At 66.5% G+C, this 12,131-nt stretch carries 10 protein-coding genes and 1 pseudogene; 5 read left to right on the top strand and 6 right to left on the bottom strand.

Annotated features, from left to right (window positions below; translation table 11 throughout):
• Positions 1–66: 66 nt before the first annotated feature.
• From HBJ55_RS09290 to dctP, 5 genes and pseudogenes are all read right to left on the bottom strand, one after another.
• Positions 67–1,584, bottom strand: coding sequence for a malonate--CoA ligase (locus tag HBJ55_RS09290; protein WP_167113345.1), 1,518 nt, complete (start codon positions 1,582–1,584; stop codon positions 67–69).
• A complete protein-coding gene (locus tag HBJ55_RS09285) occupies positions 1,581–2,960 on the bottom strand; it encodes a malonyl-CoA decarboxylase (protein WP_167113343.1) in 1,380 nt (459 codons plus the stop codon). The genes HBJ55_RS09290 and HBJ55_RS09285 overlap by 4 nt, the downstream gene beginning before the upstream one ends.
• 14 nt (positions 2,961–2,974) lie before the next feature.
• Positions 2,975–4,257 (bottom strand): annotated as a pseudogene (locus HBJ55_RS09280) (TRAP transporter large permease).
• A gap of 2 nt (positions 4,258–4,259) precedes the next feature.
• Positions 4,260–4,775 (bottom strand): TRAP transporter small permease subunit, encoded by a 516-nt coding sequence (locus HBJ55_RS09275; protein ID WP_338071988.1) that lies wholly within the window; start codon positions 4,773–4,775, stop codon positions 4,260–4,262.
• An 80-nt stretch (positions 4,776–4,855) separates the two neighbouring features.
• Positions 4,856–5,860: a TRAP transporter substrate-binding protein DctP gene (dctP, locus tag HBJ55_RS09270; RefSeq protein WP_167113337.1), complete on the bottom strand. Its 1,005-nt coding sequence runs from the start codon at positions 5,858–5,860 to the stop codon at positions 4,856–4,858.
• A 170-nt stretch (positions 5,861–6,030) separates the two neighbouring features.
• On the opposite strand from dctP, the gene HBJ55_RS09265 reads away from it, so the two are divergent.
• Together HBJ55_RS09265 and HBJ55_RS09260 are read left to right on the top strand one after the other, a co-directional pair.
• Positions 6,031–6,714, top strand: a complete 684-nt coding sequence (locus tag HBJ55_RS09265; protein ID WP_167113335.1) for a GntR family transcriptional regulator — start codon at positions 6,031–6,033, stop codon at positions 6,712–6,714.
• An 89-nt stretch (positions 6,715–6,803) separates the two neighbouring features.
• Positions 6,804–8,282, top strand: coding sequence for a protein adenylyltransferase SelO (locus HBJ55_RS09260; protein ID WP_167113333.1), 1,479 nt, complete (start codon positions 6,804–6,806; stop codon positions 8,280–8,282).
• A gap of 4 nt (positions 8,283–8,286) precedes the next feature.
• Here the strand turns inward: HBJ55_RS09260 and HBJ55_RS09255 are convergent, their stop codons facing one another.
• Positions 8,287–9,189 (bottom strand): LysR family transcriptional regulator, encoded by a 903-nt coding sequence (locus HBJ55_RS09255; RefSeq protein ID WP_167113331.1) that lies wholly within the window; start codon positions 9,187–9,189, stop codon positions 8,287–8,289.
• A 113-nt stretch (positions 9,190–9,302) separates the two neighbouring features.
• Between HBJ55_RS09255 and kynA the strand changes: the two genes are divergently transcribed.
• The 3 genes from kynA to kynU are packed head-to-tail and all read left to right on the top strand — an operon-like array spanning position 9,303 to position 12,112.
• Positions 9,303–10,175 carry a tryptophan 2,3-dioxygenase gene (kynA, locus tag HBJ55_RS09250; RefSeq protein WP_167113329.1) on the top strand — a complete coding sequence of 291 codons (873 nt, stop codon included), beginning with the start codon at positions 9,303–9,305 and terminating at the stop codon, positions 10,173–10,175.
• Entirely contained in the window at positions 10,172–10,804 is a 633-nt protein-coding gene (kynB, locus tag HBJ55_RS09245) for an arylformamidase (protein ID WP_167113326.1), read from the top strand. Before kynA ends, kynB begins: the two co-directional genes overlap by 4 nt.
• Before the next feature lie 57 nt (positions 10,805–10,861).
• The gene (gene kynU / locus HBJ55_RS09240) at positions 10,862–12,112 is read left to right on the top strand and encodes a kynureninase (protein ID WP_167113324.1); all 1,251 of its coding nucleotides are present in this window, start codon (positions 10,862–10,864) and stop codon (positions 12,110–12,112) included.
• Positions 12,113–12,131 lie beyond the last annotated feature (19 nt).

Genomic DNA, 12,131 nt, shown 5'->3' with positions numbered 1-12,131 from the left:
GCTGGGTGCAGCCCGAGGCGCGGCCGTTGCCCCGGCCGCGCTGCGCCTGGTGTGGCTAACGAGCGGTCAGCGATAGGTGTCCTGATAGTGCTTGCGCAGCTCGTTCTTCTGCACCTTGCCCATGGTGTTGCGCGGCAGGTTATTGGCGAAGAATACTCGTTTGGGCTGCTTGTACTTCGCCAACCGCCCCTCGAGGTGGTCGAGCACCTGCTTTTCCTCGAGTGCGGCGCCCGGCTCCGGCACCACCACGGCGGTCACGCCCTCGCCGAAGTCGGGATGCGGCAGGCCGATCACCGCCGACTCCACCACGCCCTCCAGCTCGTCGATGACCTGCTCGACCTCCTTGGGGTAGACGTTGTAGCCGCCGGAGATCACCAGGTCCTTGTCGCGGCCGACGATGTGCACGTAGCCCTGCTCGTCGGTCATGGCCAGGTCGCCGGTGACGAAGAAGCCGTCATCGAGTAGTTCCTCGCGGGTCTTCTCGGGCATGCGCCAGTAACCGATGAAGACGTTGGGGCCGCGGATCTCGAGCATGCCGATCTCGCCCTGAGGCACCGGCTCGTGGGTCTCGCGATCGGTGATACGGTACTCCACCCCCGGCAGCGGCATGCCCACGGTGCCGGCGCGGCGCTCGCCGTCGTAGGGGTTGGAGAGGTTCATGTTGGTCTCGGTCATGCCGTAGCGCTCGAGGATGGCGTGCCCCGTCCTGGCCTGGAAGGCCTGATGGGTCTCGGCGGTGAGCGGCGCCGAGCCGGAGACGAACAAGCGCATGTTGGCGGTGGCCTCGGGCGTGAGCCGCTCGTCTGCCACCAGACGGGTGTAGAAGGTCGGCACGCCCATCAGCACCGTGCCGCGGGGCAGCTCCTCGAAGATCACGTCGGCATCGAACTTGGGCAGGAACAACATGCTCGAGCCGGCCATCAGGGTGACGTTGCAGCCGACGAACAGGCCGTGGGTATGGAAGATCGGCAGCGCATGGATCAGGCGATCTCCGGCGCTGAAGCGCCACGCCTCCTTCAGGGTCGCGGCGTTGGAGCCCAGGTTGCGGTGGGTCAGCATGGCGCCCTTGGAGCGCCCGGTGGTGCCTGAGGTGTAGAGGATCGCCGCCAGGTCGTCTTGTGCGCGCGGCTCGATACCTGTGTACGGCTCGGCGCGCTCGGCCCGGGCGATCAGGCCGCCGTCGGCATCGGTGCCGAGCGTCTCCACCGCCGGGCAGCCGCTCTCGCCGGCCACCTTGCGGGCCTCCTCGAGGGCGGCGGGGCGACACACGAACAGCGCCGGCTCGGCGTCGGACAGGAAGTAGCGGATCTCGTCGGCGGTATAGCCGGTATTGAGCGGCAGGTAGACGCCGCCCATGCGCAGGCAGGCGAGGTAGAGCAGGATCGCCTCTGGGCTCTTGTCAACCTGCACCGCGACCCGGTCGCCGGGAGCCACGCCCAGCTCGACCAGGGCGCCGGCCAGGCGGCCGCTGGCCTCGAGAGTATCGCGATAGGAGTAGCGGCGGCCTTCGCGGGTGGTGATGAAATCGGCATCGCCGCGTTCGCGCATGCGGGCGGCAAAGGTTTCGAAGAGGTTGTGACTCATTTGGCAGGCTCTCCCTTGGCCATTTTCCGGGCGCGGCGATTGAGATCGCGAACTTCGTTGGAGCAGACCACGGTGGCGTTGGCGGTGTAGTTCTCATGATTGCGCTCGATGTCGTCGAGCACGTAGAGATAGTTGACCATGAGGCCGGCGGCCTGCTTCACGCCCTTGAGCGAAGTGTCACCGAGCCAGTTAATGCGATGCAGCTCGGCGCCGTTGCCCAAGTGGAAGCGTGCCACCGGGTTGAGCGGCAGGCCGCGGGAGTTCTTCTCCTCGACCAGATAGCGGGCCGCAAGCGGCTTGATCACGGCCTTGAGGCGTTCGCTCTGGGCCGGGTCGAGATGCCAGTCGGGGGCATCGAGCTCGTGCAGAACCTGGCACAGCTCGTCGGGCAGCGCATCGTCGTCACGTTGCTCGGCGAGCCAATGGGCGAAGCCCGGCACCGGCGAGAGCGTGACGAAGTGCTTGAGCTGCGGCAGCTCCAGCTTGAGCTCCTGCACTACCTGCTTGATCAGGAAGTTGCCGAAGGAGATGCCGCGCAGGCCGGTCTGGCAGTTGCTGATGCCGAAGAAGGCGGCGGCGTCGGCGGCCTCGGGGTCGTCGATGCCGCGCTCGCCGGCACTTTCGCCGGACAGGATGGGCTGGATGCGGTCGGGCAGGCCCTTGCACAGCGCCACCTCGACGAAGATCAGCGGCTCGTCGCCAATGGCCGGGTGGAAGAAGGCGAAGCAGCGGCGGTCACGGGCGTCGAGGCGTCGGCGCAGGTCGTCCCAGTCGCGGATCTCGTGTACCGCCTCGTAGCGAATGATCTTTTCCAGGATCGAGGCCGGGGTGTTCCAGTCGATGCGCTTGAGCATCAGGAAGCCACGGTTGAACCAGGAGCCGAACAGGTGGGCGAAGTCGGCGTCGATGGCGCCCAGCTCCTGCCTGCCTTCTGCGTCCCGGTCGCGCAAACGTGCCAACAGCCCTTCGCGCATGCGCACCAGTTCGTAAGTACCGTTGCTGGCCAGGTTGAGGCGCCGGAACAGCTCCTGGCGGCGCGGCTCGCAGGCGTCGAACAGGGCGTGCAGGCTGGGGTTGTCGCGGGCCTCGCGATAGGCCTCGTAGGCCTCGTCGATGCGCGCCGGGTCGGCGGCGAATTCGCTGGCCAGCCCCTCGAAGAAGCGAGTGCGTTCGTCTTCCGTCAGCCGGTTGTACATGGACAGCGCGCGGCTGGCCAGGCTGATGCTCGAAGCCTCGCCGTCGCTCTCCAGCAGCGCCCGGCAGGCCGCCAACATCTGGGCGTGGTCGGGCGCGGTAAGCTCGCCCTGCCGGCGCCAGAGCCGGGCATCGCGCTGGGTGATGCTGTTGAACAGCTCCTGCAGGAAGGTCATGTTCATGATTCCACTCTCAGTCAGCCCATGATCAGGTTGGGCAGCCACAGGGCAATGCCAGGGCGTAGGGCAGGCTGCCCATGAGGATGTCGCGCAGCGAGATGTCCGGCGCGATGCCCTTGATGATGAACAGGTTCAAGCCTACCGGCGGGGTGATCAGGCCGATCTCCAGATTGATGGTCAGGATCACCGCGAACCAGTAGGGGTCGAAGTTGGCGGCCAGGATGATCGGCAGCAGAATCGGCGCGGTCATCACGATCACCGCCACCGGCGGCAGGAAGAAGCCGGCGACCAGCAGGAACAGGTTGATCACGCCCATCAGCACCCAGCGGTTGACCTCCATCTCGGCGATGGCGCCGGCCACGGTCTGGGTGATGAACAGCGAGGAGAGGGCATAGGCGAACACCTCGGCGCAGGCGATCACCAGCATGATCATCACACTCTCGCGCAGCGAGTCGCGCATGATCAGCTTGATCGGTCCGACCTGCCACATGCGGTAGATGATCACGGCCAGCGCCAGGCATAGGAAGGCGCCCACGCCAGCGGCCTCGGAGGGCGTGGCCACGCCGCCATACAGCGCGAACAGGATGCCCCCGACCACTGCCAGAAAGGGCAGCACGCGAACCAGCGCCCGCATGTTGGTCTCGACGTTCTCCTTGATCTGGCCGGCGGCCTGGGCCAGCGGGTTGGCGTAGCCCCCGGCCAGCCGGCAGGCGATCATGGTCCAGGCCATGAACAGCCCGGCCAGCATGAAGCCCGGCACTACCCCGGCGATGAACAGCCGCCCGATCGAGGTCTCGGTGGAGATGCCGTAGATGATCATGGTCACCGACGGCGGGATGAGGATACCCAGGGTGCCGCCGGCGGCGATGCAGCCCGCCGCCACGCCGTCGGGGTAGCCGCGGGTGCGCATCTCGGGAATGCCCATCTTGCCGATGGCGGCACAGGTGGCCGGCGACGAGCCGGAGAGGGCGGAGAAGATGGTGCAGGCGCCGATGTTGGAGACGGCCAGGCCGCCCGGCAGCCGGCCCATCCACAGGTCCAGCGAGCGGTAGAGGTCGCGGCCGGTGGGCGACGATGCCACCGCGGCGCCCATCAGGATGAACATCGGGATGGCGACGAAGCCGAACTCGGCGATGCGGTCGAAGAAGGTCTCGCCGAAGTAGATGAGTTCGGGCAGGCCGCGGTCGTAGATCAGCGCTAGCAGCGAGACGCCGCCCAGGGCGAAGGCGATGGGAGTGCCGATCGCCATCAGCACGATCAGGGCGACGGCGACGATGATGCCCAGCGTAGTCGGATCCATGCTCAGCCCTCCCCACGCAGGATTTCGGCCACGTACTGCAGTGACAGCTGCGTGGCGCCGACGGCCATCGGCACCAGGCCCGGCCAGAGCGGTGGGTTCCACACCGTGCCGGTGGTCCAGCCGCCCTCCCAGGCTTCCCACACGTAGAACCAGGAAGCAAAGGCCAGCGCGGCGCAGAAGGCGAGGCCGCACAGGGCGGCGGTCAGTTGCATCAGCCGCCGCGCGATGCCGCCCAGGGCGTCCGGCAGAATGGTGATCGCTACGTGGCCGCCGGTCATCAGCACATAGGGGCTGCCCAGCAGCATGGCAGCGGTGACCGCCAGCACGGTGAATTCGGTCTGCCAGCTGGTGCTCATGCCGAGCACGTAGCGCACGAACACCATCTGGCAGATGACGCTAACCCCGGCAATGAACAGGATGCCCGCCACGTAGGCCAGCAGGCGAGAGAGTCGATCCATCAGGCCGATATAGGCGCCGACGACGCCGAAGCGTTGAGCAAGGGGCTGAGAGTGGGCCATGGCCATGCAGTCCTCCCGGGGTTCGAAATGGAGGGCCACCCGTTGCGGGTGGCCCGGCTCACGCAGGGAAGGGCTGGGCGTCACTCGACGGCTAGGGCGGCGTCGATGATGGCCTGGCCGTTGGTCACGTTCTCGGCGAAGTTCTTGTAGGAGGTCTGGCGGGCAATCTCGAGCCAGGCGTTGTAGTCATCCTCGCTCATGCGCACCACCTCGACGCCGTTCTCCTCGTAGACTTCCACCATTTCCTGATCGATGGCGGCGGCTTCGGCGGCGAAGAACTCCTCCGCGGCCTGGCCGGCCTCGATCAGCGCCTGCTGCTGCTCTTCGTTGAGCTTTTGCCAGGTCTGCTCGGAGATCAGGATCGGCTCGTACATGAACCACAGCGCATAGTCGCCCGGCTCGGTCAGGCATTCGACCTGCTCGTAGAGGCGGAAGGAGATGAACGACATCGACGAGGTATTGGCCGCGTCCAGCACACCGGTCTGCATGGCGGTATAGACCTCGGAGGAGGGCATCGAGGCGATGGACGCACCGGCTGCCTCCAGCATCTGCTCGAAGGCCGGGCCGGCGGCGCGCAGGTTCTGCCCCTCCACGGTGTCCGGCGAGGTGATGCACTGTTCGCTGGAGGCGAAGCCGCCCGACAGCCAGGCGTCGGCCAGCACGCGTGCGCCGCCCTCGCGGATCACCTCCTTGATCATCTCCATGTACTCGGAATCGTTGAGGCGCTGGGCGTGCTCATGGTTGCGCACCAGTCCCGGCATCAGCGTGGCGGAGAACTCGGGGTGGCGGCCGCTGGCGTAGTCGAGTGGAAGGGAAGTCATGTCGAGGCGTCCTCGGACCAGGGCGCCCCACTGCTCGTCGGCCTTGAACAGGGACTGGCCCGGGTGGACCTGGATCTCGAGGCCGACGTCGGCTTCGGCCACCTGGCGGGCCATCATCTGCACCATCTCATCGCGAACGTCGCCCTGACCGCCAGGGAACTGATGCGAGGCGCGAAGGACGGTGTTGGCGGAAGCGGCACTGCTGAAGGCAATGGCCAGGCCGAGGGCGGTGGCCAGGGCGGGTAGGGTGTTGTGGCGTTGCATTTGGCGTCTCCACAGGGTTGTTCTTATGTAGGAGTAAGGATTATGTGATGTTTATCAGCGTGGCTGATGTATACTTCAATAGCCCTTGCGTATACGCATGTCAAATCCGTTACAGTAAAAAGTCGGTTGAAAATCCGTTCACGAGACGCCGTGAAGGAAGGAGGGTGACCATGACCAGCCCCAAGCGCTCCAGTGCGCAGCGCCTGCGCGATTCACTGGAGAACGCCATCATCAATGGGCGCCTGGCTCCCGGTGAGCGGCTCGACCCCGAGGCGCTGGGTCGCGAGTTCAACGTCTCGCGCACGCCGGTACGCGAGGCGATCCAGCAGCTCGTGGCCAGCGGGCTGGTCACGGTCACGCCGAAGAAGGGCACCTTCGTGGCCAAGGTGGGCATCGACCAGCTGATCGAGATGTTTGAGGTCATGGCCGAACTCGAGGGCATGTGCGGGCGCCTGGCGGCGCGGCGCATCAACGATGCGGAGCTCGCCGAGCTGCGCGGGGCGCTGGAACGCTGCGAGGCCGCCGCCCTGGCCGGCGATACCGACGAGTACTACTACGAGAACGAGGCCTTCCACGACTGCATCTATCGCGCCAGCCACAACGCCTTTCTGCTGGGCGAGGCGCGCCAGCTCAAGCAGCGGCTCAAGCCGTACCGGCGCTTGCAGCTGCAGGTGCGCCAGCGCATGCACAGTTCGCTGCGCGAGCACCGGGCCGTGGTGGAGGCTATCGAAGCCGGTGATCCGGCGGCAGCGGAGCATGCCTTGCGCGACCATGTGCTGATCCAGGGCGAACGCTTCAGCGACTTCGTGGCCAGCATTCGCGAGCTCGAAAAACCCGTCATCGCCGCCGGCTAGGCGCGACGGCGGCGTGCGAGGGGCCGCCGCGCTCGATTTTCATCCGCTGCGCGCCTACAGTGACGGGCAGGAACGCCAGTGGAGTCGCCATGTTTCCCCCTTTCACCCTGCGCTATGCCCGCCTGCCGGAACGCTTCTTCGAGCGCTTCGAACCGGTACCCGTGCGCGAGCCGCACCTGATCGCCTTCAACCGGCCGCTGGCCGAGACGCTCGGCTTCGACCTTGCCGCCTTCGATGCCGAAGAGGCGGCCGTATGGTTTTCCGGCAACGTGGTACCGCGTGGTTCGGAGCCGCTGGCGCAGGCCTATGCCGGGCACCAGTTCGGCGGCTTCGTGCCGCGGCTGGGAGATGGCCGTGCGGTGCTGCTGGGCGAAGTGACCGATCGCGACGGCCGGCTGCGCGATATCCAGCTCAAGGGCGCAGGGCGCACGCCGTTCTCCCGCGGCGGCGATGGACGTTCGCCGCTGGGGCCGGTGCTGCGCGAGTATCTGGTCAGCGAGGCGATGCACGCCATGGGCATTCCCTCCACCCGCGCGCTTGCTGCGGTGACCACAGGCGAACGGGTGGTGCGCGGCATCCCCGAGCCGGGGGCCATTCTCACCCGTGTGGCCGCCAGCCACATCCGCGTGGGCACCTTCCAGTACTTCGCCGCCCGCGGCGATATCGACGGCGTGCGCGAGCTGGCCGATCACGTCATCGAGCGCCACTATCCTGAACTCGCCAAGCATGAGGGCGGCGAGCGCTACCTGGGGCTGCTGGAAGCGGTACAGGCGCGCCAGGCGGCGCTGATCGCCAAGTGGATGGGCGTGGGCTTCATCCACGGTGTGATGAACACCGACAACACCTCGATCTCGGGCGAGACCATCGACTTCGGCCCCTGCGCCTTCATGGAGCAGTACGATCCGCAGATGGTGTTCAGCTCCATCGACGAGGGCGGGCGCTACGCCTATTCCAACCAGCCATGGATCGCCCAGTGGAACCTGGCGCGGTTGGCCGAGACCCTGCTGCCGCTGATCGACGACGATACCGACCGCGCGATCGAGCGCGCCACTGAACTCCTGCAGCGTTATCCCGAGCAGTACGAGGCCGAATGGCTAGACGTCATGCGTACCAAGCTCGGCCTGGAGCGGGCGCAGCCTGGCGACAAGGCGTTAGTGGAGGCATTGCTGTCGACCATGCATCGTGGGCGTGCCGACTTTACCCTGACCTTCCGCCGCCTGGCGGATGCTGCCGAGAGTCGTGAGGCGGAAGCCGCTCTCGTGGCGCTGTTCGAACGCCCCGAGGAGATCGCCGGCTGGCTCGAGGATTGGCGTCAGCGTCTGGCCCAGGATCTGTGGACCGAAGATGAGCGGGCGCAGCGAATGCGCCTGGCCAATCCGGCCTTCATTCCGCGCAACCATCGCGTGCAGCAGGCGCTGACCGCGGCCATGGACGAAAATGACTTCGGCCCCTTCGAGAGCCTTCTCGAAATCGTCACCCGGCCCTTCGACGATCAGCCCGGCTTCGAGGAGTACACGCGCCCGGCCGAGCCCACCGAGCGGGTGTTCCGCACGTTCTGCGGGACTTGACCGCTCATCTCTCGCCGAGCAGATCGTGGAGCGTGCGTGCCAGCTGCCTCGTGGCCGATGCCTCGGCTTCGCCCTGGCGCATCACCAGGTACCAGTTCAGATGGATGCCGTTGGCGGTCAGGGCGACGGAGGCCAGCTCGCCCGGCGCCAAGTGCGGGGCGAGCGTCCATGCCGGCAGAATGCTGATGCCCAGGCCGCCGCGTACCAGCGCCAGCACGGCGTCGGTCACCCCGGCGCTGATCACCCGGGCCGGCAGCACGCCGGCGGGGCTGAACAGCTGCTCATACTCGCGGCCTTTTTCGGGCGTGGTGTGATAGGCGACGTAGGGTTCGGCGGCCACTTCCTCGGCGCCGACCCAGTCGCGCTGGGCCAGGGCGTGACCCCGGGGCACCACCAGGCGTAGCTCGTCGCGGCGCAGCGAAATGGTCTCGAACCCGATGGGCGGATGATTGGCGGCAATCAGGGCCAGGTCGAGGTGGCCCTGTCGCAGTGCCCGGCAGGGATCCAGCGAGACATCCGGCACGATCTCCACGCCAATGCTCGGATGACCTTCGGCGAAGGCGGCCAGGCCGTCGGGCAGCCAGTGATAGCCGCCGCATGCCTCCACGCCTAGGCGTACCACCTCTTCGATGCCTACCGACAGTCGATGGATATCGCGCTCGGTGCGCTCCAGCTCGGCCAGCACACCGCGAGCGGCATGCAGCAGTCGCCTGCCTGCCTGCGTGGCATTCAGCCTACGCTGCCCACGGGTGAAGAGTTCGGCACCCAGCAGACGCTCCGCCTCCTTGAGCCGGTGGCTCAGGGCCGACTGGGTCAGGCCGAGCTGAACGGCGGCATCGGACACGCTGCCGGCGTCGGCGATGGCCACCATCATCTGCATCTGGCGAATGCTGAGTCGCGTCGACATATTAATTTATTTCATGAAATGACGGATTTAAATCAAATTTAAATGCGTAGAGGCCCCTCGTAAACTATTCATAGCCACAACTCGTAGAGACAATGACAAGACAGGAGGCAGCCATGGCCAGGCATGAAGGCGAGCCGGCGCGCGGGGCCACGGTGGACCTGACGCAAGAAGCGGTGCACTGGGACCAGCCGATGAGCTACGGCGAGTACTTGCAACTGGGGCCGTTGTTGTCGGCACAGCAGCCGGGTACCGAAGAACATGACGAGATGCTGTTCATCGTCATCCATCAGGTCTCGGAGCTGTGGCTCAAGCAGTGCCTGCACGAGGCTCACGCTGCCGCCGCCCACATCGCTGCCGATCGGCTGCGTCCGGCATTCAAGATGCTGTCGCGGGTGGCGCGGATCCAGGCCCAGATGATCAACGCCTGGGAGGTGCTGGTGACCATGACGCCGGCGGACTACGCGCGCTTTCGCGACAGCCTGGGCCAGAGCTCGGGGTTCCAGTCTTTCCAGTATCGCGAGCTGGAATTCCTGCTCGGCAACAAGAATCCGGCGATGGTCGAGGTGCACCGCCGCCACCCGACCCACTATCAGCGGCTCAGCGAGGTATTGCGCGCGCCGAGTCTCTACGACGTCAGCCTGCAGCTGCTGGCTCGGCGTGGCTTCGAGCTTCCCGAGTCGGTGGTCGAGCGCGACTGGTCGGAGCCCTACCGGCCCTGCGCCGAGGTGGAGCAGGCCTGGGCAGCGATCTACCGTGACGTCGAGCATCACTGGGAACTCTACGAGCTGGCCGAGAAGCTGGTCGATACCGAGTACCACTTCCACCAGTGGCGCTTCAGTCATCTCAAGACGGTGGAGCGCATTATCGGGCAAAAGCCCGGCAACGGCGGCACCGGTGGCGTCTCCTTCCTGGCCAAGGCGCTGGACCTGCAGTTCTTCCCAGAGCTGTGGTCGGTGCGCACCACCCTCGAGGAGGGCACCTCATGAGCAGGCTCTACGACATCTCCCAGCCGCTGCGGGCCGACATCCCGGTGTGGCCCGGTGACACACCTTTCGCTCATGAGCCGACCTGGGTGCTCGGCGAGCAGTGCCCGGTCAACGTCTCGCGGCTGGTGCTTTCCACTCACACCGGCACCCATGCCGACGCGCCGAGCCACTACGCCGTCGAGGGGCGTACCATCGATGCAGTGGACCTGGCCTGCTACATCGGCCTCTGCGTGGTGCTGGACATGACCCACGCCGGGCCGAGGGTCGAGCCCGGGCATCTGCTGCCTGTGCTGTCGGAGAGCGTCGAGAGGGTATTGCTGCGCACTTGGTCGCGCTTCCCTCATGAGGAATGGCGTAGCGACTTCACTACCATCGCTGCCGAGAGCATCGACCTGCTGGCCGAGCGAGGTGCAAGGCTGATTGGCGTGGACGCTCCCTCGCTCGACCCCGAAGTGGATAGCGCATTGCTGGCGCACCGGCGGGTGCACCATCACGGCATGGCCATTCTCGAAGGGCTGGTGCTGGATGCGGTGCCGCCGGGCCATTACGAGCTGATCGCCCCGCCTTTAAAGCTCGCCGGCGGCGACGCCGCGCCGGTGCGTGCCCTGCTGCGTGAGCTGGAACAATAGCCGCGGGAGCTGGATTGAGCGCTTTCCCGATCCTTTCCTTCCTTGCCGGAGCCGACCATGCCCCTGACTCACGATGACGTCCGCGAGCTGAATCGCCAGGATCCGCTGGCTTCTTTCAAATCCCGCTTTGCCCTGCCTGCCGGGACGATCTATCTCGACGGCAATTCCCTGGGAGCGCAACCTGCAGCCGCCAGCGAGGCCGTGGGTGCCTTGATGGCACAGTGGCGCGGTTCGCTGATCCAGGGCTGGAACCAAGGCTGGTTCGTTGCCCCCGAGCGGCTCGGCGATCGGCTGGCGCCGCTGCTGGGGGCCGGTCCAGGCGAAGTGCTGGTCACCGACACCATCACCCACAATATCTTCAAGCTGCTGGGCTATATCACCGAAGGGCAGGGGATCACCGAGGGGCAGGAACGGGCACGACCGGTAATCCTCAGCGAAGGCGGCAACTTTCCCACCGACGGCTACATCGCCCAGGGCTTCTGCCGTTTCGGCGGTTTCGAGCATCGAGTCGTGCCGGAAGGGGAAGCGCTGGATGCGTATCTCGACGACCGAGTGGCGGCGGCGGTGCTCAGCCATGTGCACTACCGCACCGGCAGGCTGCGTGACATGGCGGCGATCACGCGGCAGGTACATGCCGGCGGCGCCGAAATCATCTGGGACCTGGCCCACTCGGCCGGCGCACTGCCGGTGGACCTCGCCGCCTGCAGCGTGCGCTACGCGGTGGGCTGCACCTACAAGTATCTCAACGGCGGCCCCGGCGCGCCGGCCTTTCTCTATGTGCGGCGCGACTGCCAGGACCGGGGCTGGCAGCCGCTCTCGGGCTGGCTGGGGCATGCGTCGCCGTTCGCCTTCGCGGCCGATTATACGCCGGCGCCGGGCATCTCGCGGTTTCGCACCGGCACCCACTCACCATTGGCCTATGCGGCGCTGGAAGCGTCGCTGGCGCTGTGGCAGGAGGTCGACCTCGCACAGCTGCGCAGCAAGAGCCAGCGGCTGATCGAGCTCTTCCGCGAGTCGCTGGGCGACTGCCTGGGTAAACACGGTATCAGCGACGTCACGCCGACTGAGCAAGAGCGGGGCAGTCAGGTGGGGCTGGTGGCTCGAGCGCACGGCTATGCCATCGTCCAGGCACTGATCGCGCGGGGCGTGATCGGCGACTACCGCGAACCGGGGCTGATGCGCTTCGGCTTCGCGCCGCTCTACCTGAGCTACGAGGACGTCTGGCAGGCGGCCCGGCACCTGCGTGAGGTGCTGGCCGCCGGAGAGCATCTGGCGCCGCGCTTTCATCAGCGCGGTGCCGTGACCTGAGTTTGGCTGGTAATCCAGA

Origin of the sequence: Billgrantia bachuensis (genome assembly GCF_011742165.1) — a bacterium.
GTDB classification, from domain to species: Bacteria; Pseudomonadota; Gammaproteobacteria; order Pseudomonadales; family Halomonadaceae; genus Halomonas; species Halomonas bachuensis.
This window is presented reverse-complemented; position numbering and strand designations above follow the sequence as displayed.

Excerpts from the sequence above, each read along its gene's own strand:
- HBJ55_RS09285 (WP_167113343.1), bottom strand. The coding sequence starts at position 2,960 with ATGAACATGACCTTCCTGCAGGAGCTGTTCAACAGCATCACCCAGCGC.
- HBJ55_RS09260 (WP_167113333.1), top strand. The coding sequence starts at position 6,804 with ATGTTTCCCCCTTTCACCCTGCGCTATGCCCGCCTGCCGGAACGCTTC.
- HBJ55_RS09275 (WP_338071988.1), bottom strand. The coding sequence starts at position 4,775 with ATGGCCCACTCTCAGCCCCTTGCTCAACGCTTCGGCGTCGTCGGCGCC.
- kynU (WP_167113324.1), top strand. The coding sequence starts at position 10,862 with ATGCCCCTGACTCACGATGACGTCCGCGAGCTGAATCGCCAGGATCCG.
- kynA (WP_167113329.1), top strand. The coding sequence starts at position 9,303 with ATGGCCAGGCATGAAGGCGAGCCGGCGCGCGGGGCCACGGTGGACCTG.
- HBJ55_RS09255 (WP_167113331.1), bottom strand. The coding sequence starts at position 9,189 with ATGTCGACGCGACTCAGCATTCGCCAGATGCAGATGATGGTGGCCATC.
- dctP (WP_167113337.1), bottom strand. The coding sequence starts at position 5,860 with ATGCAACGCCACAACACCCTACCCGCCCTGGCCACCGCCCTCGGCCTG.
- kynB (WP_167113326.1), top strand. The coding sequence starts at position 10,172 with ATGAGCAGGCTCTACGACATCTCCCAGCCGCTGCGGGCCGACATCCCG.
- HBJ55_RS09290 (WP_167113345.1), bottom strand. The coding sequence starts at position 1,584 with ATGAGTCACAACCTCTTCGAAACCTTTGCCGCCCGCATGCGCGAACGC.
- HBJ55_RS09265 (WP_167113335.1), top strand. The coding sequence starts at position 6,031 with ATGACCAGCCCCAAGCGCTCCAGTGCGCAGCGCCTGCGCGATTCACTG.